25 protein-coding genes and 2 tRNA genes are annotated in these 26,786 nt (G+C 69.8%); 13 read left to right on the forward strand and 14 right to left on the reverse strand.

From position 1 onward, the window contains the following. Window positions 1-204 precede the first annotated feature (204 nt). Entirely contained in the window at window positions 205-1,134 is a 930-nt protein-coding gene (locus ACSYGN_RS19880) for an FkbM family methyltransferase (protein ID WP_460397487.1), read from the forward strand. Between the two features lie 22 nt (window positions 1,135-1,156). Here ACSYGN_RS19880 and ACSYGN_RS19885 read toward each other — a convergent pair whose 3' ends face one another. Both ACSYGN_RS19885 and ACSYGN_RS19890 read right to left on the reverse strand, forming a co-directional pair. Beyond that, window positions 1,157-1,954 carry a glycosyltransferase family 2 protein gene (locus ACSYGN_RS19885; protein WP_460397489.1) on the reverse strand — a complete coding sequence of 266 codons (798 nt, stop codon included), beginning with the start codon at window positions 1,952-1,954 and terminating at the stop codon, window positions 1,157-1,159. A 376-nt stretch (window positions 1,955-2,330) separates the two neighbouring features. Further along, complete coding sequence (locus tag ACSYGN_RS19890; RefSeq protein ID WP_460397491.1) at window positions 2,331-2,687, reverse strand: DUF6344 domain-containing protein; 357 nt, start codon at window positions 2,685-2,687, stop codon at window positions 2,331-2,333. Between the two features lie 408 nt (window positions 2,688-3,095). On the opposite strand from ACSYGN_RS19890, the gene ACSYGN_RS19895 reads away from it, so the two are divergent. After that, window positions 3,096-3,224 (forward strand): DLW-39 family protein, encoded by a 129-nt coding sequence (locus tag ACSYGN_RS19895; protein WP_003999697.1) that lies wholly within the window; start codon window positions 3,096-3,098, stop codon window positions 3,222-3,224. A gap of 294 nt (window positions 3,225-3,518) precedes the next feature. After that, window positions 3,519-4,835, forward strand: coding sequence for a hypothetical protein (locus ACSYGN_RS19900; RefSeq protein WP_460397493.1), 1,317 nt, complete (start codon window positions 3,519-3,521; stop codon window positions 4,833-4,835). 76 nt (window positions 4,836-4,911) lie between these two features. Here the strand turns inward: ACSYGN_RS19900 and ACSYGN_RS19905 are convergent, their stop codons facing one another. Together ACSYGN_RS19905 and ACSYGN_RS19910 are read right to left on the reverse strand one after the other, a co-directional pair. After that, window positions 4,912-6,846 carry a serine/threonine-protein kinase gene (locus ACSYGN_RS19905; protein WP_460397495.1) on the reverse strand — a complete coding sequence of 645 codons (1,935 nt, stop codon included), beginning with the start codon at window positions 6,844-6,846 and terminating at the stop codon, window positions 4,912-4,914. 129 nt (window positions 6,847-6,975) lie between these two features. Then, a complete protein-coding gene (locus ACSYGN_RS19910; RefSeq protein ID WP_460397497.1) occupies window positions 6,976-7,524 on the reverse strand; it encodes a helix-turn-helix domain-containing protein in 549 nt (182 codons plus the stop codon). Window positions 7,525-7,704: 180 nt separating this feature from the next. Between ACSYGN_RS19910 and ACSYGN_RS19915 the strand changes: the two genes are divergently transcribed. Continuing rightward, window positions 7,705-7,777, forward strand: a tRNA-Ala gene (locus ACSYGN_RS19915). 432 nt (window positions 7,778-8,209) lie between these two features. Here ACSYGN_RS19915 and ACSYGN_RS19920 read toward each other — a convergent pair. Further along, window positions 8,210-8,911, reverse strand: a complete 702-nt coding sequence (locus ACSYGN_RS19920) for a DUF5324 family protein (protein ID WP_460397499.1) — start codon at window positions 8,909-8,911, stop codon at window positions 8,210-8,212. Window positions 8,912-9,276: 365 nt separating this feature from the next. On the opposite strand from ACSYGN_RS19920, the gene ACSYGN_RS19925 reads away from it, so the two are divergent. Both ACSYGN_RS19925 and ACSYGN_RS19930 read left to right on the forward strand, forming a co-directional pair. Beyond that, a complete protein-coding gene (locus tag ACSYGN_RS19925; RefSeq protein ID WP_460397501.1) occupies window positions 9,277-9,837 on the forward strand; it encodes a peptidylprolyl isomerase in 561 nt (186 codons plus the stop codon). A 93-nt stretch (window positions 9,838-9,930) separates the two neighbouring features. After that, window positions 9,931-10,875, forward strand: coding sequence for a rhomboid family intramembrane serine protease (locus tag ACSYGN_RS19930; RefSeq protein WP_460397503.1), 945 nt, complete (start codon window positions 9,931-9,933; stop codon window positions 10,873-10,875). Window positions 10,876-11,246: 371 nt separating this feature from the next. Here ACSYGN_RS19930 and crgA read toward each other — a convergent pair whose 3' ends face one another. Then, complete coding sequence (gene crgA, locus ACSYGN_RS19935) at window positions 11,247-11,501, reverse strand: cell division protein CrgA (RefSeq protein WP_460397505.1); 255 nt, start codon at window positions 11,499-11,501, stop codon at window positions 11,247-11,249. A gap of 141 nt (window positions 11,502-11,642) precedes the next feature. On the opposite strand from crgA, the gene ACSYGN_RS19940 reads away from it, so the two are divergent. Genes ACSYGN_RS19940 through ACSYGN_RS19965 form a run of 6 tightly spaced genes read left to right on the forward strand, consistent with a single transcriptional unit; the run spans window position 11,643 to window position 16,080 of the window. Further along, window positions 11,643-12,422: a DUF881 domain-containing protein gene (locus ACSYGN_RS19940; protein WP_460397507.1), complete on the forward strand. Its 780-nt coding sequence runs from the start codon at window positions 11,643-11,645 to the stop codon at window positions 12,420-12,422. A 21-nt stretch (window positions 12,423-12,443) separates the two neighbouring features. Next, a complete protein-coding gene (locus tag ACSYGN_RS19945; protein WP_460397509.1) occupies window positions 12,444-13,160 on the forward strand; it encodes a class E sortase in 717 nt (238 codons plus the stop codon). Between the two features lie 51 nt (window positions 13,161-13,211). Beyond that, window positions 13,212-13,373 (forward strand): hypothetical protein, encoded by a 162-nt coding sequence (locus ACSYGN_RS19950; protein ID WP_046727640.1) that lies wholly within the window; start codon window positions 13,212-13,214, stop codon window positions 13,371-13,373. Continuing rightward, on the forward strand, window positions 13,370-14,008 hold the full coding sequence (locus ACSYGN_RS19955) for an aminodeoxychorismate/anthranilate synthase component II (RefSeq protein ID WP_460397510.1): 639 nt from the start codon (window positions 13,370-13,372) through the stop codon (window positions 14,006-14,008). The genes ACSYGN_RS19950 and ACSYGN_RS19955 overlap by 4 nt, the downstream gene beginning before the upstream one ends. Next, on the forward strand, window positions 14,005-15,312 hold the full coding sequence (locus ACSYGN_RS19960) for a class E sortase (RefSeq protein WP_460397512.1): 1,308 nt from the start codon (window positions 14,005-14,007) through the stop codon (window positions 15,310-15,312). Before ACSYGN_RS19955 ends, ACSYGN_RS19960 begins: the two co-directional genes overlap by 4 nt. A gap of 6 nt (window positions 15,313-15,318) precedes the next feature. Continuing rightward, entirely contained in the window at window positions 15,319-16,080 is a 762-nt protein-coding gene (locus tag ACSYGN_RS19965; RefSeq protein ID WP_460397514.1) for a class E sortase, read from the forward strand. Between the two features lie 83 nt (window positions 16,081-16,163). Here the strand turns inward: ACSYGN_RS19965 and ACSYGN_RS19970 are convergent, their stop codons facing one another. From ACSYGN_RS19970 to ACSYGN_RS20005, 8 genes are all read right to left on the reverse strand, one after another. Beyond that, on the reverse strand, window positions 16,164-17,195 hold the full coding sequence (locus tag ACSYGN_RS19970; RefSeq protein ID WP_460397516.1) for a restriction endonuclease: 1,032 nt from the start codon (window positions 17,193-17,195) through the stop codon (window positions 16,164-16,166). Window positions 17,196-17,396: 201 nt separating this feature from the next. Beyond that, entirely contained in the window at window positions 17,397-19,379 is a 1,983-nt protein-coding gene (pknB, locus tag ACSYGN_RS19975) for a Stk1 family PASTA domain-containing Ser/Thr kinase (RefSeq protein WP_460397518.1), read from the reverse strand. A 170-nt stretch (window positions 19,380-19,549) separates the two neighbouring features. Further along, on the reverse strand, window positions 19,550-21,025 hold the full coding sequence (locus tag ACSYGN_RS19980) for a peptidoglycan D,D-transpeptidase FtsI family protein (RefSeq protein ID WP_460397520.1): 1,476 nt from the start codon (window positions 21,023-21,025) through the stop codon (window positions 19,550-19,552). Continuing rightward, window positions 21,022-22,470 carry an FtsW/RodA/SpoVE family cell cycle protein gene (locus ACSYGN_RS19985; RefSeq protein ID WP_460397522.1) on the reverse strand — a complete coding sequence of 483 codons (1,449 nt, stop codon included), beginning with the start codon at window positions 22,468-22,470 and terminating at the stop codon, window positions 21,022-21,024. The genes ACSYGN_RS19980 and ACSYGN_RS19985 overlap by 4 nt, the downstream gene beginning before the upstream one ends. A 28-nt stretch (window positions 22,471-22,498) precedes the next feature. Further along, a complete protein-coding gene (locus ACSYGN_RS19990) occupies window positions 22,499-24,076 on the reverse strand; it encodes a Stp1/IreP family PP2C-type Ser/Thr phosphatase (protein WP_460403584.1) in 1,578 nt (525 codons plus the stop codon). A 101-nt stretch (window positions 24,077-24,177) separates the two neighbouring features. Next, complete coding sequence (locus tag ACSYGN_RS19995) at window positions 24,178-24,693, reverse strand: FHA domain-containing protein FhaB/FipA (RefSeq protein ID WP_460397524.1); 516 nt, start codon at window positions 24,691-24,693, stop codon at window positions 24,178-24,180. Between the two features lie 10 nt (window positions 24,694-24,703). Next, window positions 24,704-25,567 (reverse strand): FhaA domain-containing protein, encoded by an 864-nt coding sequence (locus ACSYGN_RS20000; RefSeq protein WP_460397526.1) that lies wholly within the window; start codon window positions 25,565-25,567, stop codon window positions 24,704-24,706. Next, window positions 25,555-25,788 carry a hypothetical protein gene (locus tag ACSYGN_RS20005; RefSeq protein WP_460397528.1) on the reverse strand — a complete coding sequence of 78 codons (234 nt, stop codon included), beginning with the start codon at window positions 25,786-25,788 and terminating at the stop codon, window positions 25,555-25,557. Before ACSYGN_RS20005 ends, ACSYGN_RS20000 begins: the two co-directional genes overlap by 13 nt. A gap of 448 nt (window positions 25,789-26,236) precedes the next feature. Between ACSYGN_RS20005 and ACSYGN_RS20010 the strand changes: the two genes are divergently transcribed. Beyond that, a tRNA-Leu gene (locus ACSYGN_RS20010) sits at window positions 26,237-26,323 on the forward strand. Window positions 26,324-26,786: the final 463 nt, after the last annotated feature.

Here is a 26,786-nt window from a genome sequence, read left to right on the forward strand (position 1 = left end):
CCCGGTCCGCGGTGCCCCGGTCCGCGGTGCCCCGGTCCGCGGTGCCCCGGTCCGCGGTGCCCCGGTCCGCGGTGCCCCGGTTCAAAGCGCCGCCGGACGGGCAGGCCCCCTGGAGCCGGGCCCTCCCCTCCGGCGGACAGGAGCGCTGATGAGGACATCCGCCGATGCCGAGGCCGAGGCCGTCGGCGGACACGGCGAGGCGAGGTGAGCGGTACCGCCGCCGTGACCGAGGCGCTGGTCACGCTGGGGCGCGCCTATGTGCGCCGGGCGCCCGTGAGCCTGGGGAAGAGTGCGCTCGCCGCGCGTGTCCTGAGCCCGTATCTGCGCGACCGGCCGCGCCGACGGGTCGTGGAGACCCGTAGCGGTGCCCGGTTCGCCGTCGACACACGGGATCTGATCCAGCGGTACGTCTATCTGTTCGGCGTCTGGGAGCCCCATCTGACGCACTGGCTGCGGCGCAGGCTGGCGCCGGGTGACGTCTTCGTCGATGTCGGGGCCAACGTGGGGGTGTTCAGCGTCCTGGCGTCGCGGCTCGTCGGCGAGCGGGGGCGGATCGTGGCGATCGAGGCGTCCCCCGAGTTCCACACCCGGCTCCTCCAGCAGGCCCGCCTGAACGGCTGCGGCAACATCCGCGCGCTCAACACCGCCGTGTCGGACGGCCGCACCACGCTGACCTTCGTGCTGGCCAGCTCGCACAACATGGGCGCGAACAGCATCGTGCCCTACGACGGGCCCGCCGAGTCCACGTTCGCGATCGAGGCCCGGCCGCTGGCCGAACTGCTGGAGCCGGAGGAGATCGCCCGGGCCCGGGTGATCAAGATCGATGTGGAAGGCGCGGAGGGGAGTGTCGTCCGCGGTCTCGCGCCCGTGCTGGACCGGTTGCGCCCCGACGCCGAGATCACCGTCGAGGTCACCCCCGACCGTATGGCCCGGCTCGGCGACAGTGCGGAGGACCTGCTGCGCACCATGACCGACGCCGGATTCCACGTCTACCGCCTGGCCAACGACTACTCCCCCGGCAGCTATCCGCGCGCCCTGAGCCGCCCGCCGCTGGTACCCGTGCGCTGGCACGGTCCGGTCACCGCCGAGAGCGACCTGATCTTCTCCCGGGTGGACGCGGAGACGCTTCCCTGAGCCGTGGAGCCGACCCGCCGCCTCACCTGCTCCCCGCATGTCGTACGTCGTCCGGATACCGCCAGCCGAGGTCTGCCAACGCCCTGGCCCTGGCCTCCGCCACCGCCATGCGGGCCGCGCGTTCGGCGGGTTCGGCGTGCGAGGGCTGACCCGTGGCCTGCCCCTCCCACTTGCGGTAGAGGAGCCCCGCCTCCCGGGTGAACCAGCCGCGGCTCACGGCGTTGAGCGCGAGCAGCAGACCCGTGTCCTCCGAGGCGGGCAGCGCCATCCAGCCGCCGAGCGCGAGCAGCAGAGCACGGCGGACACACAGGGTCGCCGGGTGCACCTGGGCACGGAAACCGTTCGCCCGCCAGTGGCCGAGGACGGCACCGCGCTCGACCGGCCCCTCCTCCGGATCACCGGGGAACCCTGCCGTCGAGCCGTCGGGCAGCAGATCGAGGGCACGCGAGGTCGTCCAGCCGAGCGCAGGGTCGGCCTCCAGGACGGCGAGGTCGCGGGCCAGTGCACCCGTGGTCAGCAGGTCGTCGGCGTCGAGGATCTTCACGTACGCGCCGTCGGCGTGCGCCAGCGCGATCGTGCGGGCGACTCCGGGGCCACCGGGGCGCCCCTGGCGGAACGTCACCCGCGCGTCGTCGGGGACGTACGGGCGTACGGCGTCGGTGGCGCCGTCCTCCCGTATCAGCCAGCGCCACTCCCAGCCGTCCGGGAGCAGTTGCTCGCACAGGGAGCCGTAGGCCTCGGGCAGGAAGCGCGCGGCGGGGGCGTGCACGGCGGTGACGACGGTGATGTGCCGCTGCGAGTCCTCGTACGTCTTCGGCACGGCCTCAGACTACGTGCAGGCAAAGGGAGTTGACGAGGGAGGACGGTGGAGAGCGGCGGAGGGAGGCGGAGAGCGAAGGCGTGGGGGACGGCGGGAAGGAAAGAGGTGCGGGGAGGCGGAGAAGGGCTCGGGACGGCGACTGCCTCCGGCCCCGTCGGGGGGCCGGAGGTCTGAACGTGCGAGTACGCAAGGTCGCCGTTGTGTCGTTCGGGGTGTACGGCCGCCGGTGTCTGTCATGCCTGTCGGCGGTGGGATCGAGCTGGTGGCGCGGTCGGGCCGGTGTCTGCGGGGCCCGGAGGAGGGTCAGTGAGCCGGAGGGGGCCCGGTGAGGGGCGGGACCGGCTAGCCCAGGGGGCGTGAAGGTACCGCCGGGGGTTCAGCAGCGCTGGAGTGCCGGGGCCTGGGCCGGGATCTGGGCTTCGGGTTCCGATTCCGCGCTGTCGTCGAGCTGGCGGTGGCGGCAACTGGGGGACTTTCCATGGGCCTCGGCGCCGATCCGCTGTTTCATCGTGGGCGGCAGGGACCTGGCGCGGGGAAGAGGCAGATGTAGTTCCGGTGTCCACATCGCAGGTGATGTGGTGTCCGCGGTGTGCGCGGCGTCCTCGTGAGTCGGCTCGGGCTGCGCCGCGGCCTGGGCGGCGGTCGTCGTGATGAGTCCGAGCGCCGTGCACAGCGCCAGAAGGGCTGTGATGACGGTGGTCCAGAGCTGCATGACCTTGTTCTGCGCGGCCATGTCCCCTCGCTTTCGAGTCGGGCGATTTGCGTACTTTCCTCATGATGTGTATGGGGGCCGCGAAGTGGTGGACCGACGCCCGTGGCGCGTCGATCTTCGGATGAACACCACTCGGATGGCCGCACGGCCTGGGAAACCCGCGAAAGAACCGTGAAAACCACGAAACCCGCGAAGCTCGTGAAGAGCGTGAACAGGGGAGAAGGAGGGTGCGGAAGTGACAGTGCGTCGGGCCATGATCACCCTCCGGCCGGGGCGCCAACGGCCCTTGCCGCAAAGGCCGTCGGGGCGTGAGCGGGGGTGCGGGCGGAGGGTTGGGCCGGGGCCCCTCGCAGGTCATCGGCTGATATCGGCCGGTGTGTATAGTCGGGCGCCAGAGGTCCCCTACGTCAAGAAAGACGAGGTCGCGCGGTGAAGAAGCTTCTCCTGGTCGCACTGGCCGCCATCGGCGGGCTCCTCGTGTACCGCCAGATCCAGGCGGATCGCGCCGAGCAGGATCTGTGGACGGAGGCGACCGACTCCGTGCCCACGGGTTCGTGATCACAGACATCCGGTTCTGAACAGACCCCGGCCGCCTCGCGGTCGGGGTTTTGTGTTGCCCCCGGGGCCCTGCGGGAGGCGGTCGGTGCGCGGCAGGATGGACGGCGGTCGCGACGGTTGCGGTGGTTGCGGCGGGCACGGCGGTCGCGATGGGGTTGGCGGGGTGGCGGGTCGGCGGGCGTGCCGAGTGCGGCCCGAGCCGCCGGTGGGGGCGGTCATGACGGCGACGACGAGGGGTGGCGCGTGATGGGGCGGCGGCGTACAGCGTGGTGGCGAGCGGTCCGGCGTCGGGCGGTGCGGCGTTGGACCGCGGGCGGTGGGAGACGTACGGCGGCCTCGGGATGCGCCGCTGTCCTGACGGCCGTACTCTGCGCCGTACCGGCGGGCGCGGCAGGCGCGGCCGACGGCGGCAGTACCTACGCGTACGCCCCCGGGGCTCACCCGATCGGCGGAGCGACGGCCACCGCGGACGCCGCTACTCTGGAACCGGGCACGACGTACAAGAGTTCGATACCCAAGGGCGGCAAGCTGTACTACCGCCTCCATCTCGACGCCACCACCACGACCTACACCTCCGTCACCGCCGTACCACCGACCGGTGCCGCCGTCTCCGCCACCGACGGCATCAAGGTCTCCGTGCAGGACGCCAGCGGTGGCCCCTGCTCCTTCGCCAGCGCGTCCTTCGGCGCCGGAAGCAGCCCGCACCCTGTCACGGCGCTGGCGGCGCGCGAGGTGTCACCCGGCAAGACCCTGTGCCGGACCGTGGGGACGTACTACGTGGTCGTGGAGCGCCGTGACGCGTCCGGATCCTCGCCGGAGGACTGGGGACTCGAGCTGTGGCCCGTCTCGGAGCCCCCGCTCAAGGCCGCCTCGTCGGCCTCGCAGACCGGGACTCCCGGCCCCTGGGACTCCTCCTCGCCCGAACCGGTCACCGGTGAGGCCCACACGCGCGGCGGCGGCGCCGGATACAGCGGGGCGAGGGCTCTCGGGCCGGGTGTGTGGCGGGTCGGCCTGCGCCCGGGACAGACGCTGTTCTACAAGGTCCCGGTCGACTGGGGGCAGCAGCTGTCGGCCGAGGCCGAGCTGAACGACTCCACCGGCGGCCACGGCTATGTGAGCGGCGCGCTCGGCCTCGCCCTCAGCAACCCCGCGCGCGGACCCGTCACCCATGCCGCCCTCGGCTACACCGGTGCCCGCAAGGCCGTCGCCCTCGAACCCCTGCCGGCCGTCGGCTACGGCAACCGCCAGGCAGTTGTCGACCAGGTGAGCGGGATGCGGTTCGCCGGGTCCTACTACCTCGTCGTGCATCTCGGGGCACGGATGGCCGACTCCTTCGGCTCCGGGCCGTTCGAAGTCACCCTCCGGGTGGGACTCCGCGGCTCGCCCGGGTCCGGGCCCGCGTACGACGGTACGCCGGTGCCGTCCGGCCTCTTCGAGGTCAGCGCCGCCGAACGGGAGGCCGCGGTGAGCGGTTCCGACGTCGACGGGGGCAGCGGTGGCCCGGCGATGAAGGCGCTGGCGGTGGGCGGTATCGGCGGCGGGACGGCGCTGCTGTTCACCCTCGGGGTGTGGACGGCGGTGGCACGGCGGCGGGGCCTTGCGGGCCGGTGACGGTGCCCTGGGCACGGGCTCTGTGTCCTGGCTCCTGCCTTCTGCCTTCTGCCTTCTGGCTTCTGGGCCCTGGCTCCTAGACGTGGGCCAGTGCCCAGAAGCCGACGGCGTAGCAGGCCAGGGCCAGGAGCAGGACGGGGATCACCACGGCGGCGGGCGGTCCCGGCTTGCGGCGCGCCCGCCGGGACCGCCCGCGCGACCTGGCCGACGACGGTTCCGGCTGTGGTGGCGGTGTCACTGGCACCTGGGCGGTGTACGGGGCGGTGGGGACCTCGGCCTGCGGTTCCCGCACGGGCCATGGAGGCGGGGACACGGGCGCCGGGGGCGGCGTCTGTGGCCAGGGGGGAGGCGTCACGGGTGCCTGATCGGCTCCGGAGGGATGCCAGGGCGCGTCCGGCCGGGGGGACTTGCTGATCGGCACCGTGGTGGCCGTGGGCTGTGGGGGCGGCAGGTGGAAGCTTCCGGTGTCCGACATGGGGGACGGCGGGGGTGTCGGTGAGGGCTGGGCGGGCGGGGGTGCGGTGCGGGATGCCTGAGGGCCCAGGTCCGTGGAAGCAGAACTCGTCGAAGGCGCGGACGCCTCGGACGGTGTGGGTGCGCCGAGCGGTGATGGGCCGGACGGCGTAGGTCTCCCCTGAACCGAGGGTGCGCCTTGTGCTGAGGGCGCCCCGGGGGGCAAGGATGCGGATCCTCCCGGCGGCGAAGTCGGCAGAGCCGAACCGGAAGACATGGGCGGGACAGGCGGTCCCGGCACCGCAGGAGGGCCCGGCGGTAGGGGCGCCCCCTGAGGCAAGGGGAGTCCCGGCCGTACGGAGCCTGCCGCACCGCCCCCTTCCGGCGCGTCCAGGCCCACGGCACCCAGGGCATACGCGGCGCCCGCGCCGTCCGCCCCGGCTCCACCGCTCACTGCGGCTCGACGGCTTGCCGCATCCGCGCTGCCGCCACGGATCCCGCCCTCCGCCCCGGTCCCGGCACCGGCGCTGCCGACCGCCACGCCCCGCTCAGCCTGAGACCAGCCGCCGGCCACGCCCCCACCACCGACGTCGGCGGCCCCGTCGCCCGCCACGGCCCCATGGTCGGCCTCAGGCCTGCGCCCGCCCCCGGCACCTCCCTCGCCACCCACCCCCGCCCGGACCGGTCCCCCCTCCCCGAACCCCGGCGGAAGTGGCCCGAGTTGGTCGAAGATCTCGATCGTCTCGTCGTCCGGGCCCGGTTCCGGGAGGAGTTCGCGGGCCGAGGCGAGCGCCTTGCGGGCACCCGTGGCCGTGCGGAAGCGGGCCTGGGGGTCCGGTTGGAGCAGCGTGGCCACGACGTCCCACAGCGGCTCCGGTATGCCCTTGGGCGCCCCCGGCGTCCCGTGTTCCGCGAAGTACTGGATGATCGCCTTGGCGTCCGGCTTGGCGCCCTCCAGCAGATACAGGGTGACCAGGCCCACGGCGAACAGGTCGGCGGGGAAGTCGGGTTCGGCGCCCATCATCTGCTCGGGCGCGAGATAACCGGGCGTCCCCACCACGAGGTTGGTCTCGGTCAGCCGCGGCTCGCCCAGCCGCATCGCGATGCCGAAGTCGGACACCCTGAGCCGCGGACGGCCCGTGCCGGTGGCCTCCAGCAGCAGGTTGGCGGGCTTGATGTCCCGGTGCACCACGCCCTCCGCGTGCACCGCGGCCAGCCCGGACAGCAACTGGTCGAGCAGGGTGCAGACGAAATGCTGCGGCAGGGGGCCGTAGTCCCCCACCAGATGGACCAGCGAGCCGCCCGCCACCAGGTCCATGGTGAACAGGACCTTGTCGTCGTCGGCGGCCCAGCTCGCGGGCGCCAGCACATGGGGGTGATCGATCCGCAGGGCCTGCTCCCGCACGAACCGCAGCAGGGAGTGTGCGTCGCTCTGCTGGAGCACCTTGGCGGCGACATAGCGGCGGCGCCGCTGGTCCCAGGCGCGCCAGACGGCGCCCACACCGCCGCGTCCGATCGGATCGACCAGTTCGTACCGGCCGGCGAAGACCTCACCCATGGCCGTGCGTCGCTCCTCCCCCTTCGGCTACCCCCTTGCCTTGCCTCCAGGACCCCACCGGAAACCGCCGGACACCGCCGGACTCCGCGGGTCCGGCCGCCGCTCGCCACGGCGGCCGGACCGCCCGGGTCAGTTCTGGTGGGACTGGTAGTGCGCCACGGCGTCGGAGGTGCGTCCGGCGCCGTAGACCCGGAGGAACTCTGCCAGCTCCGGGTGCGACGGGGCGAGGGTGTCCGCCGCGTCGATGATGTCCCCCGCCGCCGCGACCGACCGCAGCAGCGACTGGATCTCGCGGACCACCCGCTTGACCGTGGGCGCCCCCGAACCGCTCGTCGTCTGCGTGGTGTTGCTCAGCACCGAGCCGCCCTGCGACTTCTTGATCTCCTCCATCCGCTCGGTGGCCTCGGCGGCGCTCACACTGCCGTCCGAGACCTGCCCGGCCAGCTCCTGCAGCTGCTGCACCCGCTGGACCACCGCGGGATTGCCGATCTTCGCCCGCTGGCCGCTCATCAGCTGCGACAGCATCGGAGCGGACAGTCCCAGCACTCCGGCGAGTCGGGCCTGGTTGAGGCCCAGATCGTCGATGAGCTTACGGAAGAGCGCCCCCAGCGGCTCCCCGTACCAGTTCCGCTGCAGCTCCCGCGCTCGTGCGGTGGCTTCCTGCTGTGCGGCGTCCATTGCGTCTCCCCATCGCTTCCCCAAAACCGTGGTTCGCTGAAGCGAACCACGACGAGCATCTTACGGAGAGTGGTCGGGTACCGGGACCCCTAAGTTTTTTGCGAGATCCCCCGGGTGACCCGGTACTCTGGTCTGCGACGCCCGCGGGTACGTTTCGTGTCCGGCCGGACGTTTCTCCATGGGGCCTTAGCTCAGTTGGTAGAGCGCTGTCTTTGCATGGCAGATGTCAGGGGTTCGACTCCCCTAGGCTCCACCGTCACGATGCCCCCGGTCCGCTCAGCCGCGGTACCGGGGGCATCGTCGTGCACAGCGCCTGCGGAGCGCACGCGCAGGGCGCACGCACCAGTGCCCACGCCCGTCCGTGCGGTCTGTCTGCCGACGCCCGTCATGCCTCCACGGACGGTGTCCGCCGGGGACATCTGTGGAGGCCATCAAGATTGCAGGGGTTTGCTCTGATGGGCACCTCACTGGTTCTGACCACACGCGGCGAGTCCAAATGATCGCTATAGCAAAGCATCGATGGTTGACGGTCGATGGTCATCGGTGCCGAACGTCTGTGCCCGCAGATGTGATGTTCCACGTGAAACATCACCGATTCGTGTGAAACGCCGCCGCGGGGCCGGGAACTCTCAAGTCCTCGGCCTCGCGGCGGCGTTCGATCCGTACGGTGTGGTGCCGTGCGGTGTCACTGGCCGTCGTCGCGGCGGGCGGCGTCGTCCTCGGCCTCCTTGGCCTGGACCTCGGGGTCGAGCGTGGCGGGGTCGGTGCCGTCCACCGAGTTCAGCCGGCCCGGTTCGGGCACCTCCGTCGCGGCGGGCGGCTCGACCAGCCAGTCGGGGTTGGCCTGCTTGTCCCACCACCTCCATACGGCGAAGGCGCCCCCCGCCAGCACGCCCAGCAGGACCAGCGTCTTGACCGCGTGGCCGGCCCGGGCCCGCCGCTCGTGCCTGCGGGCCAGCCTGCGGACCTGCTCGGGGGTCACCCCGCCGCGCAGCGCCATCATCGCCGCGGCGCTCCGGACGAGCGCTTCGTCGCGCACGGGTCCGGCCGCGGCGACGGCCTGCTCGATCCTCGGGCGTGAGTAGTCGGCGGCCTGTCGGGCGGCCGTCCGGGTGCGTACGGCGGCCTCGTGGGCGGCCTGGTCGACCATCGGCGGCACATGGGTACGGGCCAGCTCAAGCCGCGGTGCGACATGGGTGTCGTACTGGACGCGGGCCTGTTCGGCGGCCTGCGACACCTTGGGCGCGAGTCGCACGCGTGCCTCGTTCGCGTAGTACGAGGCCCTGTCCATGGCCGTGTCGGCGTAGGGCGCCACCACTTCCGCGGCGTGCAGCACGCTGTCCTTCGCCGAACCGGTCGCGGCGCGCACGCTGTCGATGCGGGTCACGGGTTCCTCCTCCTCGGTGGCGTACGGTATTCCGGCTTTCCGCCCTTCCACGGATCATGCCTGGCGGGCTGCCCGCGGGCATGTGAGGGCGGGCATCCGGGTCAACGGCAATCGGAATGAATACGGGCAACAGGAGCTTCTCGCCGACAATGCCACGGATCGCTGCCGCGCGCCTCCGTCATGGCGGCTCCCTGCGGCTTTCCCATGACGACACGGGACGGCGGGCGACGATACGGGACGGCGGGGCCGGAGGACGGACGGCCCGAGCCGTGGAAGGATCGGGGGACCGCAGAGCACATCCTGAGAGCGCATCCGCAGAGCGCATCCCCAGATCACGACGGCAGAGCACAACCGGAAGGCAGATCGTGGCCGAGCAGCTGTACGCCACCCTGAAGACCAGCCACGGCGACATCGAGGTACGGCTGTTCCCGAACCACGCGCCGAAGACCGTCAGAAACTTCACCGAGCTCGCCCAGGGCGAGCGGGAGTGGACCGACCCCGCCACCGGTGTCACCGGCACGGACCGGCTCTACGACGGCACCGTCTTCCACCGTGTGATCAAGGGCTTCATGATCCAGGGCGGCGACCCGCTGGGCTCCGGCATCGGCGGACCCGGCTACGAGTTCGCGGACGAGTTCCACCCCGATCTGCGCTTCGACCGGCCCTATCTGCTCGCCATGGCCAACGCCGGCCCGAACACCAACGGCTCCCAGTTCTTCCTCACCGTCGCCCCGACGGCCTGGCTCAGCCGCAAGCACACCATCTTCGGCGAGGTCACCGACCCGGCGAGCCAGAAGGTCGTCGACACCATCGCCGGTGTCCCGGTCACGTTGCCCAACCACCACCCGGTCACCGATGTCGTCCTGGAGTCGGTCGTCGTCGAGCGGCGCGCGGCAGCCCCGCGGGCCACGGACAAGCGGGGCTGACCGGTCCGGAATCCCCGAAGGGAACCATTCGCCCCGCTCGTCCGTAAGGATGAGCGGGGCGAATGCACTGCGAACGACGACTTAGGGGATCCGATGGACCAGGCGCCCGGCAATCCACAGGGCCCGTACGGCGGCCAGGTTCCGCAGGACGGCCAGGTCCCGGCCGTCTGCTACCGCCACCCGGACCGTGCGGCCGGTGTCCGCTGCACCCGCTGTGACCGGCCGATCTGCCCGGAGTGCATGGTCAACGCCTCGGTCGGTTTCCAGTGCCCCGAGTGCGTCCACGGGGGCACCCCCCGCTCGACGGGAGCCGGGACCGGGGGAGGCTCCGGCACCGGACATCCGCCCGCCGACGCCCAGCCCCGCACCCTGGCGGGCGGGACGATCGCCAGCGACCCCCGGCTGATCACCAAGATCCTCATCGGTGTCTGCATCGTCGTCTTCCTGGTGCAGCAGTCGATGGGCGGCACCTTCGACACCCACTACGAGCTGTTCGGCCGCGCCCTGGTCTCCGGGCACATCGAGGGCGTCGCGGAGGGCCAGCCGTACCGGCTGCTGACGTCGATGTTCCTGCACGGCGGATTCATCCACATCCTGTTCAACATGCTCAGCCTGTGGTGGATCGGCGGCCCCCTGGAAGCCGCGCTCGGCCGCGCCCGCTATCTGGCGCTCTACCTCGTCTCCGGGCTCGCCGGCAGCGCCCTCACCTATCTCATCGCCCCGCCCACCACGGCCTCGGTCGGCGCCTCCGGCGCGATCTTCGGGCTCTTCGCCGCCACCGCCGTCCTCATGCACCGGCTGAACTACGACATGCGGCCGGTGATCGCCCTGCTGGCGGTCAACCTGGTCATCACCTTCGGCGTCCCCAACATCGCCTGGCAGGCCCACATCGGTGGCCTCGTCGCGGGCGGAGCGATCGGGTACGCCATGGTGCACGCCCCGCGGCGGCACCGGACCCTCGTGCAGTACGGCAGCTGCGCCGTGGTCCTGGCGGCGGTCGCGGTGATGACGCTGCTGAGAACGGCCCAGCTCACCTGAAGCAGGCCACACGGAGGATCCGCGCAGGGCACACGTAGGGCACACCCAGGGCGCATGGAGGACACAGAGTCACCGATGACCCCCGACTTGTCCACAGTGGGTCGCGGATCTTGTGCATAGTGCGCGGGAACAGGTGTGCCCCCTGTCGCTGACCAGTGTCTCCGCAGGTCAGACAGGGGGCGGGTGGGAGCCGGGAATCAATGTGTCAGTCGTACCGGCGTCAACCGAACAGTAAGTTATCCACAGGTCTGCAAACTATCCCCAAAGTTGTCCCCAGCCCCGCTCCGAGGCTGTGGATAACTCGCCGGACGGCTCCCGGCGGAGCCGGATCTGGCGGCTCCGGCGGATCTGGGATCAGCGGGGAGAGAACTCTACTTCCATTGCGTGGAAACGCCGAATCCCGCCGCGATGAAGCCGAAGCCGACCACGATGTTCCAGTTGTCCAGCTTGTCGATCGGCAGTGAGCCGTCAGTCACGTAGAAGACGACGATCCACGCCAGGCCGATCAGGAACATGGCGAGCATCACAGGCGCGACCCAGCTGCGGTTGGCCAGCTTGATCTGAGCGGCCTGCCTCGACGGCGGCGGCGTGTAGTCGGCCTTCTTGCGGATACGTGACTTCGGCACGAGGGTCTCTCCTGTCGATGCGCTGCATGGCCGCGCAGTGAACTGGTGTGGTCCGGGGCAGCGTACAAGGGGACACTGAGCGCTCCTCCGAGCTTCGGTTAGCGTAGTGCTTCCGCGGCTCCGAAGGAGAGTAAGGGTACGTTGAGCTATTCTGCCGACTCCCCCGGTACGGGTGCCAGCCCCGACCGCAGCGGGCGGATCCGTCCTGCGCGGATTCTGACCGTGGGTGTCTTCGCGCTGGCCGGGCTGCTCTTCTTCACGAGCTTCAACACGGCCAAGGGCACCAACATCCGCACGGACTCCTCCCTGCTGAAGCTGTCCGACCTGATCCAGGAACGCAGCCTCAAGAACAAGGGCCTCGATGGCTCCAACGCCGCCCTGCGCGACGACGTCGAGTCGCTCGCCTCCGGCGACGACGGCCGGACCAAGACCCAGGACGAGAAGCTGACCGGTCTGGAGAAGGCCGCGGGCACCCAGCGGCTCACCGGCAAAGCCGTCACGGTCACCCTGAACGACGCCCCGGCCGACGCCACCGCCAAGCTCCCCGGCTACCCCGAGCCGCAGCCCGACTACCTGGTCATCCATCAGCAGGACCTCCAGGCCGTTGTCAACGCCCTGTGGAAGGGCGGCGCCCAGGGCATCAAGGTCATGGACCAGCGGCTGATCTCCACCAGCGCGGTGCGCTGCGTCGGCAACACCCTGATCCTCCAGGGCCGTGTCTACTCACCGCCGTACAAGATCACGGCCGTGGGCGACCCCGACGCGCTCCAGAAAGCGCTCGCCGACTCCCCGGCGATCCAGAACTACATGGTGTACGTCAACGTCTACGGCCTCGGCTGGAAAGTCACCGAGAACGGGACCGTGACTCTTCCGGGCTACTCGGGCACAGTGGATCTGCACTACGCGAAGCCAGTGAAATAGGCGTCCTCACGGGAGCTGCCGGTGCGCGTGATCGTCAGGACCGTCAGCGAACTCTGCATCACCGTCGGCACCCTGATCGTGCTGTTCGTGGTGTACGTGCTGTTCTGGACCGGAGTGCGGGCCGATTCCGCGATGCAGGACCAGATCGACCAGCTGCAACGGCAGTGGGCGCAGGGCACCCAGGGCACCGCACGGCCCACGGCCGCCGCGGGTGCCTCCGGCGCATCCGCGAGCCCGAAGGGTCCGGCTGTGGCCCCGGCGCCGTACCACTACGGCAGGCCCTTCGCGATCATGTACATCCCGCGGCTCGGTTTCACGTGGAACAAACCGGTGCTCGAAGGCACCGGCACGGACGTGCTGCAGAAGGGCCTCGCCCACTACTCCCGCACCGCGCGTCTGGGCCAGCTCGGGAACTTCGCGGTCGCCGGTCACCGGCGCACCTACGGCGACCCGTTCAAGGACTTCCCGAAGCTGAGACGCGGCGACGCGGTGGTCCTCACCGACGGCACGACCTGGTTCACGTATCGGATCGACAAAGGGCCCTACAAAACAGTCCCCACGGATGTCGCGGTGATCGACCCTGTGCCCCGCACGTCGGGATACTCGGGCGCGGGACGCTATCTGACGCTGACCACGTGCGATCCCGAATGGGGGCACAGCCACCGGCTGATCGTCTGGGCGCACCTGGACTCCACCATGCCGGTGGGGGCCGGGAAACCGGAGGCACTGCGCCATTAGTCTGTGCGGTACGGCGTGAGTCCGGTGCCGTGGTGCGAAGGAAGGGACGGCATGTACGGCTGGATCTGGCGGCATCTGCCGGGGAACGTGTGGGTGAGGGCGCTGATCTCACTCGTGCTGGTCCTCGCCGTGGTCTACGTCCTCTTCCAGTACGTGTTCCCGTGGGCGGAACCGCTGCTCCCCTTCAACGATGTGACGGTGGACAACCAGTGAGCGCGCGCATTCTCGTCGTCGACAACTACGACAGCTTCGTCTTCAACCTGGTCCAGTACCTGTACCAGTTGGGCGCCGAGTGCGAGGTGCTGCGCAACGACGAGGTGTCCACCGCGCACGCCCAGGACAACTTCGACGGTGTGCTGCTGTCGCCGGGTCCCGGCACCCCCGAGGAGGCGGGCGTCTGCGTGGACATGGTGCGCCACTGCGCCGCCACCGGGGTGCCCGTCTTCGGCGTCTGCCTGGGCATGCAGTCGATGCAGGTGGCGTACGGCGGTGTGGTCGACCGGGCGCCCGAGCTGCTGCACGGCAAGACCTCGCCGGTGGAGCACGGGGGCAAGGGCGTCTTCGCCGGGTTGCCGTCCCCGTTCACGGCGACGCGCTACCACTCCCTGGCCGCCGAACCGGCGACCGTGCCGGCCGAACTGGAGGTGACCGCCCGCACACCCGACGGCATCATCATGGGCCTGCGCCACCGCGAGCTGCCCGTCGAGGGCGTGCAGTTCCACCCGGAGTCGGTGCTCACCGAGCACGGACACCGGATGCTGGCGAACTGGCTGGTGGAGTGCGGTGACGAGGGAGCGGTGGCGCGGTCCGCGGGGCTCGCCCCGGTGGTGGGCAGGGCCACGGCGTGACCGCGCTGCGCCCCGAGCGCGAGACGGGGACCTCGTACGGGCCGCAGCCGTACGAGGAGCCCGGCGCGATCGAGGGCTGGTACGGCGAGACACCGCCGTTCCCGGCGCAGGCCCCGGCACCGGACGCCAGGCCCGCGACCTCCGCGGACCCTCTTATCCCCACAGAGACGCCGCTCTCCACGGCCCCTACGATCACCGCCGACCCGCCGGCTGCCGCACCACCCGCGGCGCCTTCCCCCATGCCCCCCATGTCCCCTGTGCCCCCCACGTCCCCCTCACCTGCCATGACCCCTACCCCTGCCATGCCTCGTATCAGCGAGGAGACGATGGCGTTGCGGCTTCCGCCCGCACCGCCGCCCGTCGACCAGGACGAGCCGCCTCCGTCCGTCTCTGAGGCCCCTTTAGCCACTTCGGCCACCGCACCCCCACCAGGCGGGCGTGCGGCCCGCAGAAAGGCCGCCAAACGCCGTCACGGGCGTCACAGCGGCCCCTCTGGTCCTGCAGGACCCGCAGGTTCTGCAGGTCCGGCAGGTCCCGCAGGCAAGGCGCCCGGCCTGAGCGCGGACGAGGACGGCCCGGCGGCCGCCCCCCTCTCGCGCGTCGAGGCCCGCCGCCGCGCCCGTGCGAGCAAGCCCGGCCCCGGCGTGCTGGCCAGCCGCGCCATCGGCGAGGTGTTCATCACCACCGGCGTCCTGATGCTGCTGTTCGTCACCTACCAGCTGTGGTGGACGAACGTGCGGGCGCACGCGCAGGCCGGCAGCGAGGCGCACCAGCTCCAGGACGACTGGGCGAGCGGCAAACGCGCGCCCGGCACCTTCGCGCCCGGACAGGGCTTCGCCATCCTGCACATCCCCAAGCTGGACGTGGTGGTGCCGATCGCCGAGGGCACCAGCAAGACCAAGGTCCTCGACAAGGGCATGGTCGGCCACTACGGAGAGGGCGACCTCAACACGGCCATGCCGGACGCCAAGACGGGCAACTTCGGTCTCGCGGGCCACCGCAACACGCACGGCGAGCCGTTCCGCTACATCAACCGGCTCAAGCCGGGCGACGCGATCGTGGTGGAGACCCAGGACACGTACTACGTCTACAAAATGGCGTCCATGCTGCCGGTGACGTCGCCAGCCAACACGAGCGTGCTGGACCCCGTCCCGAAGGGCTCGGGCTTCACCGGGCCGGGCCGTTACATCACACTGACCACGTGCACGCCGGAGTTCACCAGCAAGTACCGGCTGATCGTCTGGGGCAAGATGGTCGATGAACGGCCGCGCAGCAAGGGCAAGCCGGATGCGCTCGTCGAGTAGGGGCAGATGAACGTGGCAGCGACCACCGACGGCACGGACCACGGGGAACGGATCGGCGTGGCCGGGTCCCCCCAGGGGCCCGGGCGCCGTCGACCGGGCCGGATCGCGACGGCGGTCAGTGTGTTCGGCGAACTCCTCATCACCGCGGGCCTCGTTCTCGGCCTGTTCGTCGTGTACTCCCTCTGGTGGACGAACGTGATCGCCGACCGGGCCGCCGACAGGCAGGGTGACGAGGTCCGCGACAACTGGGCGCACGGCGGGTCGGGCCCCGGGGCGCTGGACACCAAGGACGGCATCGGCTTCCTGCACGTGCCGTCCATGAAGAACGGTGAGGTCCTGGTCGAGAAGGGCACCTCGACGGAGGTCCTCAACGACGGTGTCGCCGGCTACTACACCGATCCGGTGAAGTCGGCCCTCCCCATGTCCGGCAAGGACGGCAACTTCACCCTCGCCGCGCACCGCGACGGCCACGGCGCGAAGTTCCACAACATCGACAAGGTCCAAAAGGGCGACCCGATCGTCTTCGAGACCAAGGACAAGTGGTACGTCTACAAGGTCTACAACATCCTCCCGGAGACCTCGAAGTACAACGTCCAGGTCCTCGCCCAGGTACCGAAGGACTCCGGCCGCAAGAAGCCCGGCCACTACATCACCCTGACGACCTGCACCCCCGTCTACACCTCCCGCTACCGCTATGTGGTGTGGGGCGAACTGGTCCGCGTCGACAAGGTCGACGGCAAGCGCACCCCGCCGAAGGAACTGCGCTAGAACCACCGGGCACATGAGCCGGGCCCGAAGCCGCAACTTGCTCTTGCGACTTCGGGCCCTTCCGGTGACGGCGGGCGTGACGGTTATCGCAGGACCGGCAGCGCGGCCCCGGCGTTCCACCGTTCCAGCAGCCCGCGGTGCACGGCGGTGATTCCGCATTCGGCCGCCAGGGCGAGGGCGTCACGGGTGAAGGGGCTGGTGGCCACGAAGAGGGCGACATCAGCGCGGTACAGCACCTTGGCCGATCCGATGAACCTCTGTACGTCCGCGCTTGCGACCGAACTGTGCGGGGCGAACCTCTTGCACTGAACGGCGAGACGCCTACCGTCGGCCGCGCGGGCGACGATGTCCACACCCCGGTCCCGGTGGCCGCCCTGGACGGCCACATCGGTGCAGCCGTCACGGCGCAGGAGCGATGCGACATGGTGCTCGAACTCGCGGCTGTTCATGACGTCCAGGGACGCCAGGCCGCCGGCGACGGCCCGTGCAGTCCGCAGGCTCTCCAGCCTTCGCAGCCGGGCGTGGTGCTGCGTGAGCCGGAACTCGACCCGCTGGACGTCCGCACGCAGCGAGATCAGCTCCCTCCGGTGCTCGCCGGAGGTTTCGATCAGCGCGTTGAACAGGGGGACGACTGTCGTGCCGAGCACCTGGGTGATGAGCTGGTCGATACGGTCGTCGAGGGAGCGGGCGTCCGCCTGCGGCGAGTTTTCCACAGGCTGTGCGCGGGCCAGGTACTCCATGTCGAGGAGGTACGCGCGTACCTGACGTGCGACGTCGCTGTCCCGGAGCAGCATGGCGACGTTGAGGACGGCGCGACGGGAGAAGAGCGCCAGCGCCCTGGAACGGGACTGGATCCCACTGACCCCCTTGAAGAGGGCCAGTCGTTTGCCTGTCAGGACCTGATAGCCGCTGGATTCCAGTTCCTTCCGGTGGTCTTCCACCACCGACTCGAGGGTCTTCACGGCGACCTCGAAGTAGGCCGCCACCATCGCCGTCGTCACATGCATGCCGTCCGGCAGCAGCGACAGGGTTTTCACCTTGTCGAGGACGTCAGTGCGGTCCAGGACGCTGTTGCGCAGAGTCTTCGATTCCAGCAGTACTGTTTCGTTGATCATTCTTGCCCCTCGGATCGTGCCGTGGCCGTACGGCCGGGGCGGAGATCCGATTCCCCACCCCACCCGATCAACGAGTCGTGGCATGGGGAAGACACGATTGGCTCAGGAACTACCGTGCGATCGGCGCGTCGTTCCGCTCGGAACGAGGCGGGCCCTGCCGGGACTTCCCGGCAGGGCCCGCCTCGGCCGATGTGGCGGGGGTCAGCCGCTGTTGCCTCCGAAGAAGCCGGTGTTGTTCCCGCCGTTGTTCCCGCCGTTGCCCCCGATGGTGGTCAGGGTGATCGTCGTGCTGGCGGGGTCGTCGACCTGCTGGTTCCCCTTGGGGTCCTGCTTGAAGACGATTGCGGTGTCATCCGAGCTGCCGTTGAACTGGAACTGGGTGAACCCGGCCGCCTGCAGGGTTTGCTTGGCCACCGCGACCGTCTGACCTTGGACACTGGGCACTGACGTCTTCTGCTGGGTCTGCTTGCCGATGCTGATCTGCACGGCCGAGTTCTTGTCGACCTGCGTGCCGGCCACCGGCGACGTCGAGACGACCTTGTCGACCAGGTTGGTGTCCGTGGTCTCCACGTCGGTGCAGGTGCCGACGAGGTTGTTCTGCACCATCAGTGCCTTGGCCTCGTCGCAGGTCTTGCCGGAGACATCGGGGACGGTGGACTTCTCCTGGGCCTTGGCGACCGTGAGGGTGATCGTGGAGCCCTTTTCGCGCTCAGTGTCGCCCCGCGGGTCCTGGGCGATGACGACGCCTGGCGTCTGATCGGACACCTGCGTCTTCTGCTCGACGTTGAAGCCCTTGTCCGTGAGCTGGGACTCCGCCTTGTCGAAGGTCAGGCCCTGTACATCCGGCACCGTGACCTTGGGCGCCCCGGTGGAGACCACCAGGTTGATCGTGGAGTTCTTCTTCACCGAGCCGGACGACGGGGTCTGCTTGCAGATCTTGCCCTTGGGCTGGTTCTCGCACTCCTTGCTGGTGAAGGCCAGCTTCAGATCGACGTTCGAGGCCTGCTGCTGTGCCTGGGCCTTGGTCTGGCCGACGAAGTTGGGCACGGGCACGCTGTCGTTGCCCCCGCCGTTCCCGCTGGAGATCCACTTGCCGATCAGGATGGCGCCGATGAGGACCAGGATGCCCGCGACGACCAGGAGGATCGTCGAGAGGTTATTGCTGTTCTTCTTCTGACGGCGTCGGTCGGGGCGATCGTCGTAGCCGTAGCCGCCGTCGTCCGGGTTCATCGGGGGCAGCATCGATGTGGCGCCGGCGTCCGTGGCGCGCAGGGCGGTGGTCGCCTGGTCGTCCGGGTAGCCGCCGTAGCCGACCGAGCTCATGGCCGCGGTGGCTGCCACCGGCTGGCCGTCGAGGCAGGCCTCGATGTCGGCGCGCATCTCGTCGGCGGACTGGTAGCGGTAGTCCGGGTCCTTGGTCAGCGCCTTGAGGACGATCGCGTCCGTCTCGGGCGTGATCTCCGGGTCGAAGACGCTCGGGGGCTGCGGCTCCTCGCGGACGTGCTGGTAGGCGACGGCGACCGGGGAGTCGCCCACGAAGGGCGGCCGTACCGTCAGCAGCTCGTACAGCAGACAGCCCGTCGAGTACAGGTCGGAGCGCGCGTCGACCTGCTCGCCCTTGGCCTGCTCCGGGGAGAGGTACTGCGCGGTGCCGATCACCGCGGCGGTCTGCGTCATCGTCATGCCGGAGTCGCCCATGGCGCGGGCGATGCCGAAGTCCATCACCTTGACCTGGCCGTTGCGCGTCAGCATGACGTTGGCCGGCTTGATGTCGCGGTGGACGATGCCGCTGCGGTGGGCGTACTCCAGGCCCTGGAGGATGCCGATGGTCATTTCCATCGAACGCTCGGGCAGGAGTCTGCGGCCGCTGTGCAGGAGTTCGCGCAGCGTGGACCCCTCGACGTACTCCATCACGATGTACGGGATCGAGACCCCGTCGATGTAGTCCTCACCCGTGTCGTAGACCGCGACGATCGCGGGGTGGTTGAGCGAGGCGGCCGACTGGGCCTCCCGGCGGAACCGGGCCTGGAAGGACGGGTCGCGTGCGAGGTCCACGCGCAGCGTCTTCACCGCCACGGTCCGGCCGAGGCGCGTGTCATGCGCGAGGTAGACCTCGGCCATGCCACCACGGCCGAGCACCTGGCCCAGCTCGTACCGGCCGCCGAGGCGACGCGGCTCTTCCATAAGCTCCTACCAGCCCTCTCCGTGGGTCCCGGTCGGCACATGGCGTGCTGCCGGAGGCTGCCGTCCGGGCCTACGGTACCCGGATCGCTTTGTGTGACTTGGCCAAGCCCGTCACCCGATACAGGACCGGTATCGCAACGTGCACCGATGTGAGGGGATTGTGAGCCGGGTCACTTCTTGGAGTCGATGACCGCCTCCATCACGTCCTTCGCGATCGGGGCCGCGAGGCCGCCGCCGGAGATGTCGTCACGGCTGGCGCTCTCGTCCTCGATGACCACGGCCACGGCGACCGGCGAGCTCCCGTCGCTGAGCTTGGCGTACGAGATGAACCAGGCGTACGGGTTCTCGCTGTTCTCGACACCGTGCTGGGCGGTACCGGTCTTGCCGCCCACCGTGACCCCGTTGATCTGCGCGTGGGTGCCGGTGCCTTCCTTGACGACCGTCTCCATCATCGACTGGAGGATCTGGGCGTTCGCGCCCGACAGCGGCTGGCTCAGCTCCTGCGGGTCGGTCTTGGAGACGGAGTCGAGATTGGAGGACTGGAGCTCGTCGATCATGTACGGCTTCATCAGCTTGCCGTCGTTGGCGACGGCCGAGGCGACCATGGCCATCTGGAGCGGGGTCGTCGCGGTGTTGTACTGGCCGATCGAGGACAGTGCGGTCTGCGACTGGTTCATGTTGTCGGAGAACACCGAGGCGCTGGAGCGGATCGGGGTGAACTGCTCGGAGGTGAAGCCGAACTTCTTGGCCTCCGCGAGCATCTTGTCGTTGCCCAGGTCGGCGCCGATCTTGCCGAACACGGTGTTGCAGGAGAACCGCAGCGCGATCCGCATGGTCGCGTTCTTGCAGGGGATGCTGCCCTCGTTCTTCAGAGGGGTCGTGGTGCCCGGCATCACCCAGGGCAGCGGCGAGTCGGTGGCCTGGTCCGCCGCGGTGTACAGCCCGTTCTCCAGCGCGGCCGCGGCGGTGACCACCTTGAAGGTGGAGCCCGGCGGGTAGGTCTCGCGCAGCGCCCTGTTCAGCATCGGGTCGGCGGGGTTGTACTTCTTCTGGAGCTTCTGCCACGCCTTGGAGTCGGTGTCCGTGTTGCCGGCGAAGACGGACGGGTCGTACGACGGGTACGAGGCCAGCGCGAGGATCTTGCCGGTGGACGGTTCGATGGCGACGACGGCGCCCTTGCCCCCTTGGTCCTTCAGCCCGTTCCAGGCGGCCTTCTGCGCCGCGGCGTTGAGGGTGGTGACGACATTGCCGCCAGACTTCGGCTTGCCCGTGAACATGTCGAGGGTGTTGCGGAAGAAGAGCCGGTCGTCGTTGCCGGTGAGGATGCCGTCCTCGAGGGACTCCAGCTGGTTGGCGCCGAACGCCTGGGAGGAGTAGCCGGTGACCGGGGCCCACATGGGCCCGTTCTTGTAGGTGCGCTTGTACTTGAAGTCGCCGTGCTTGCTCACGACCGAGCCGGTCACGGGGGTGCCGTCGACGACGATGTCGCCCCGCGCGTTCGCGTACCGCTCGATGGCCACGCGGCGGTTGGCCGGATCGGTGCGCAGTTTGTCGGCCTGGGCGTACTGGAGCCAGTTGTCACGGATCAGGAGGGCCATGACGAGGAGTCCGCAGAAGATCGCGATCCGGCGCAGGGGCTTGTTCACGGGCGGACCACCTGGGTCATCTCGGCGTCGGGGTTGGTCGCGGGGGCGGGCGCCGGGCGGCGGGCGGTGTCGCTGATGCGGATCAGGATGCCGATGAGGACCCAGTTGGCCATGACCGAGGAACCGCCGGCTGCCAGGAACGGCATCGTCATACCGGTCAGCGGGATCAGGCCCATGACGCCGCCTGCGACCACGAATACCTGGAGGGCGAAGGCGCCCGAGAGGCCGACGGCGAGCAGCTTGCCGAAGGGGTCGCGGGCGGCGAGGGCCGTGCGCACGCCCCGCTCCACGATCAGGCCGTAGATCAGCAGGATCGCCATGATTCCCGCCAGGCCCAGCTCTTCGCCGAAGGTGGCGAGGATGAAGTCGGAGTTGGCGGCGAAGCGGATCAGCTCGGAATGGCCCTGGCCCCAGCCGGTGCCGAGGGTGCCGCCGGAGCCGAAGGCCCACAGGGCCTGCATGGCCTGCTCGGAGTGGACGAGGCCGTCGTGGCTTCCGTTGCGGCTGAGCATGTACTCGTGCATCGGGTCGAGCCAGGCCTGGACTCGGGTCTGGACGTGCGGCTCGAAGCTGGCCACGCCGACGGCGCCGGCCGCGGACATCAGCAGACCGAAGACGATCCAGCTGGTCCGCTCGGTGGCGACGTACAGCATGACGATGAACATTCCGAAGAACAGCAGCGACGTACCGAGGTCGGTCTCGAAGACCAGGATGAGGATGGAGATGAACCAGACGACGAGGATCGGGCCGAGGTCGCGGCCGCGCGGCAGGTACAGGCCCATGAAGCGGCGGCTGGCCAGCGCGAGGGCGTCGCGTTTCACCATGAGGTAGCCGGCGAAGAAGATCGCCAGCACGATCTTGGCGAACTCACCGGGCTGGATGGTGAAGCCAGCGACGCTGATCCAGATCTTGGCGCCGTAGGTGATGCTGGCGCCGAGGCCCGGGACCAGCGGAAGCAGCAGCAGGACCAGTGCGCCGAACATGGAGATGTATGTGTAGCGCTGCAGGACGCGGTGGTCCTTGAGGAAGATCAGCGCGGCCACGAACAGGGCGATGCCCATCGCGGTGTAGATCAGCTGGCTGGTCGCCTTGTCACCGGCCTGGCCGATCTGCTGCAGCAGCTTGGACTGGTCGAGCCGCCAGATGGCGACGAGGCCGAGGCCGTTGAGGAGCGTGGCCAGCGGCAGCAGCAGCGGGTCCGCATACGGCGCGAATCTGCGTACGGCAATGTGGGCGACGCCCGCGAGGACGCCGAGCCCCAGGCCGTAGCCCAGCAGGCCGACGGGCACTTTGTCGTCGAGGGCCAGTCCCACGTTGGCGTAGGCGAACACCGGAATGACCACCGCGAACGCCAGCAGGGCGAGTTCGGTGTTGCGGCGGCTCGGTGCGCCGATGGAGCCGATCGTGGACGTGTGGTGCGTCGGCGTGTTGCTAGTACTGCTCATCGTGTGACGGGGGCCTCTCACGGCTTGCCTACTGCTTACCGCACAGCGAGACGACCTTCTGCTCATCCTCCGAGAGAGTGGGGCCGGGGCTGGGGGTCGCGGACGGGGTCGTGGACGGGGACGTCGACGGGGTCCCCGTCGAGGCCGACGCCTTGGGCGTCGGCGATGCCTTGGACGTGAGGGAGGTCTTGGTGGTTCCCGTGGCGTTCTTGGCCTGGCCGGTCTGCGGCTTGGTGTTGTTGTTCGACTCGGCGGCCTCGCGCTGGGCCTGCTTCCTGCAGGCGGACGCCTGCACCGCGAGGTCCTGGACCTTGTTCCGGGCGGCCGAGAGCCCGCCCTCGGCGATGGTCGCCTTCACCTGCTTCTGCTGGTACGCAGGCAGGTACTTGAGTTCGATCTCGGGGTGGTCCTTCTCCACCTCCGACAGCTTCACCCAGGCCAGGTCCTGGCTGATCCCGCGGTACAGCGCGATGTGCGTGTCGTTGACACCGACGTAGTACTGCGTCTGCGTCCACCGGTAGCCGCCGTACAGGCCGCCGCCGATGACGCCGAGCGCCAGCACGGTGTAGAACGACCGCTTCAGCCATCGGCGGCCCTTGCCCGGTTTGACGAAGTCGTCGTCCGTGTAGTCCCCGAAGCTGCCTCCGGGTACGTAACCGGTGGTGTCGCCGGAGCCTGGCGGCCCGAACTCGCCGCCCCCGCCGCCCTGTCCGGGCACCCCGCGGCCGAGCCCGGAGGCACGTCCGGCCGGGGTCTGCATGATGCCGTTGTCGTTGAGGTGGAGCTGGTTCTCGGCGACCGCGCCGACCACGACCGGGGTGTCCGAGAGCTGCGCGGCGAGGGTGTCACCGGTGTCGAGGTCGAGGACGTCCGCGATGATCACGGTGACGTTGTCGGGGCCGCCGCCGCGCAGCGCGAGCTGGATCAGCTCCTGCACGGTCTCCTGCGGGCCCTGGTAGCTGGCGAGGGTGTCCTCCATCGTCTGGTGGGAGACGACCCCGGACAGCCCGTCGGAGCAGATCAGATAGCGGTCCCCGGCGCGGACCTCACGGATCGACAGATCGGGTTCGACACGGTCGCCGCTGCCGAGGGCGCGCATCAGCAGCGCGCGCTGCGGATGGGTGCTGGCCTCTTCCTCGGTGATGCGGCCCTCGTCGACCAGACGCTGCACCCAGGTGTGGTCCTGGGTGATCTGGGTGAGGACTCCGTCGCGCAGCAGATACGCGCGCGAGTCGCCGACGTGCACGAGGCCGAGCCGCTGCCCGGTCCACAGCAGGGCGGTGAGGGTGGTGCCCATGCCTTCGAGCTGGGGGTCTTCCTCGACCATGGCGCGCAGCTGGTCGTTGGCGCGCTGCACGGCGGCGCCGAGGGAGGTGAGGACGTCGGAGCCGGGCACGTCGTCGTCGAGGGTGACCAGGGTGGAGATGACCTCGGAGGAGGCGACCTCTCCGGCGGCCTGGCCGCCCATGCCGTCGGCGATGGCGAGCAGGCGCGGTCCGGCGTAGCCGGAGTCCTCGTTGCCCTCCCGGATCATGCCTTTGTGCGATCCGGCGGCGAAGCGCAGTGACAGACTCATGCGCACCTCGCCCGTCGGCTCCGGGTACATCCGCACGGTGCCCACCCTCCGGTCGGGAGCGCGCCGGGGTCCGGGGTGTGGACCGCCGTTTCTGCGTGCTCGCTCCGCTCGCGCCTATTCATGATGTAGCACTACTTCCGCAGCTCGATGACGGTCTTGCCGATGCGGATCGGGGCGCCCAGCGGGATCGGCGTGGGAGTCGTCAGCCGGGACCGGTCCAGGTACGTGCCGTTCGTGGATCCGAGGTCCTCGACGATCCACTGGCCGTCGCGGTCCGGGTAGATCCTGGCATGGCGGCTGGAGGCGTAGTCGTCGTCCAGCACGATCGTGGAGTCGTGCGCGCGGCCCAGGGTGATCGTCTGGGCCTGGAGCGCGACGGTGGTGCCGGTCAGGGTTCCCTCGGTCACGACCAGCTTGCTGGGCGCGTTGCGGCGTTGCCGGCCGCCCTGTTGCTGGCCGCGCTGCTGCGGGGGCGCGGCCTGCCGGGCGGCGGCCTGCTGCGGCCGTCCCGTGTCCCTGCGGGAGCCGCGCTGTGTGACGCGCGTCCCGAACAGGTCGCTGCGGATGACCTGCACGGCCACGATCACGAACAGCCACAGTACGGCCAGGAAACCCAGCCGCATGACCGTGAGGGTCAGCTCTGACATTGCCCCCGCTTCACCCTTCGGCTTGCCTATAGATAACGGTGGTGCTGCCCACGACGATCCGCGAGCCGTCGCGGAGCGTAGCGCGGGTGGTGTGCTGTCCGTCCACCACGATGCCGTTGGTGGAGCCGAGATCCTGGATCGTCGAGGGCGCTCCGGTCCGGATCTCGCAGTGCCGGCGGGACACGCCGGGGTCGTCGATCCGTACGTCGGCCTCGGTGCTCCGGCCCAGCACAAGGGTCCCTTGGGAGATCTGGTGGCGGTTGCCGTTGATCTCGATCCAGTAGCGGGTACGGGACCCGGCCGCCGGGACTCCGACGGGACCGCCGGCGCGGTGACCGCCGCCGTAGGGCGCGGCACCGGGGCGGCCGCCGGGCGGCGGCGCGGACGGCATGGGCGGGGCGCCGGCGGGCTGCTGGTGGCCGGGCTGCGGATATCCGTAGCCGCCGGGCGCGGCGGGGCGGCCCGGGGCGGGCGCGGGTCCGCCCTGCTGCTGGTTGCTGGAGGAGGCGAGGGTACGGCTGCGCACCCGGTACAGGCCGGTGTCGAGGTCGTCGGCCTTCTCGAGATTGACCTTGATGGGGCCCATGAAGGTGTAGCGCTGCTGCTTGGCGTAGTCGCGCACCATGCCGGCGAGTTCGTCGCCGAGCTGGCCGGAGTAGGGGCTGAGGCGCTCGTGGTCCGGCGCGCTCAGCTCGACGATGAAGTCGTTGGGGACGACGGTCCGGTCACGGTTCCAGATGGTCGCGTTGTTGTCGCACTCGCGCTGGAGCGCACCGGCGATCTCCACGGGCTGGACCTCGGACTTGAACACCTTGGCGAAGGTGCCGTTGACCAGACCTTCGAGGCGCTGCTCGAACTTCTTCAGGACTCCCATGAGGCACCTCCTCCGACGTAGTCGTGCTGCTCTGCCTGCTGCGTTGCCTGGTACTGCTCGTGGTGCCGGCGGTGCCTGCGGCACTGCCCGCGGTTCCCGCGGTGCTGCTTCGCGCCCTGCCTGTGGCTCTTCCTGCGGCCCTGCTTCCCGTGCTGTTCCTCTTCGCGTTCCTCGTCGTCTTCGGCGTCGTCTTCGTCGTCGTGCTTGTTGATCGTATCCACGCGTCCGGCCAATGGCCGGTTCCCCCTGCGTACGGCCGCAGAGAGAGGCACTGGCGAGTGGCGGCGGTTGCCCTCGGTACCCGTCGTCCGCACCGGTTCCCTCCCGGATGCCCGGAGCCGTTCCCCTTCGAACTTCTCCTGTCCAGGATCGTAGAGGTGGCCCCCGACCAGTGTCCCGCACCTGACTGTGCGGACGGCCCGCCTCCTGCGGAGAAGGCTGTGACCGGTACGAGGTTGATACGTGAACCGGACGTCGTCGAATACGGGGGCGGCGTGTTCGACGGGGTCGGAGCGCTGTCGGGGGTCCCGCGGCGGTGCGGGAGACGGCCGGCGGGCCGTCCTGACCACCGGCGAATAGTGATGTGAACCGGCCCCTGCCCGCGTGCTAATGTTCTGCATGTCGGAAGGCGTCGCACCCAAGGTAACGGAGCCGGAAGACACACCCAATGCGCGGGTGGCGGAATAGGCAGACGCGCTGGATTCAGGTTCCAGTGCCCGCAAGGGCGTGGGGGTTCAACTCCCCCCTCGCGCACCAGGAGCACCGACGAATGTGCTCCAGCTCACCGACGGAATGGGTGGCATCGTGATCACGATGCCACCCATTCCGGTTTCTGCGTGCTGTGATGCTTGTCTCTGGACATGCCGGAGCGGACCGTCGAGGGCTGGGTGCGTTCGGCGGTCCGCGTTGTGGTCTGGATCTTCGGTTGGGTGGCTCCAGGGCTTGCTCTCTGTGAGGAAGGTCTCAGGTCTGGGTGATGTGGCCCTTCGGGGTCCAGGTGCCGATCGGCTTGGTCTTGCGGCGCCGGGTCGGACGGCGGCGTGGCCGGTCTCCGTTCAGGGCGATGGCGTCGGCCCAGGCGGCGAGTTTGCGGAGGTGGCGTGGCGGCGGCCTTCTGGCAACTCCCCACTCATACGCAGGTGGTGCCAGGAAAAGCCCCGTACGGCTGGACCACGGCGAACCACAGGATTGTCCAGGTGACGAGCAGCACCAGGTGCAT

It is taken from the genome of Streptomyces sp. YIM S03343 (assembly GCF_054729195.1).

Bases quoted from the DNA above. Each gene is read 5' to 3' on its own strand.
- ACSYGN_RS19890 (WP_460397491.1), bottom strand. From the start codon at position 2,687: ATGGCCGCGCAGAACAAGGTCATGCAGCTCTGGACCACCGTCATCACA.
- ACSYGN_RS19905 (WP_460397495.1), bottom strand. From the start codon at position 6,846: ATGGGTGAGGTCTTCGCCGGCCGGTACGAACTGGTCGATCCGATCGGA.
- ACSYGN_RS19910 (WP_460397497.1), bottom strand. From the start codon at position 7,524: ATGGACGCCGCACAGCAGGAAGCCACCGCACGAGCGCGGGAGCTGCAG.
- ACSYGN_RS19930 (WP_460397503.1), top strand. From the start codon at position 9,931: ATGGACCAGGCGCCCGGCAATCCACAGGGCCCGTACGGCGGCCAGGTT.
- ACSYGN_RS19950 (WP_046727640.1), top strand. From the start codon at position 13,212: ATGTACGGCTGGATCTGGCGGCATCTGCCGGGGAACGTGTGGGTGAGG.
- ACSYGN_RS19965 (WP_460397514.1), top strand. From the start codon at position 15,319: ATGAACGTGGCAGCGACCACCGACGGCACGGACCACGGGGAACGGATC.
- ACSYGN_RS19970 (WP_460397516.1), bottom strand. From the start codon at position 17,195: ATGATCAACGAAACAGTACTGCTGGAATCGAAGACTCTGCGCAACAGC.
- pknB (WP_460397518.1), bottom strand. From the start codon at position 19,379: ATGGAAGAGCCGCGTCGCCTCGGCGGCCGGTACGAGCTGGGCCAGGTG.
- ACSYGN_RS19985 (WP_460397522.1), bottom strand. From the start codon at position 22,470: ATGAGCAGTACTAGCAACACGCCGACGCACCACACGTCCACGATCGGC.
- ACSYGN_RS19990 (WP_460403584.1), bottom strand. From the start codon at position 24,076: ATGTACCCGGAGCCGACGGGCGAGGTGCGCATGAGTCTGTCACTGCGC.
- ACSYGN_RS19995 (WP_460397524.1), bottom strand. From the start codon at position 24,693: ATGTCAGAGCTGACCCTCACGGTCATGCGGCTGGGTTTCCTGGCCGTA.
- ACSYGN_RS20000 (WP_460397526.1), bottom strand. From the start codon at position 25,567: ATGGGAGTCCTGAAGAAGTTCGAGCAGCGCCTCGAAGGTCTGGTCAAC.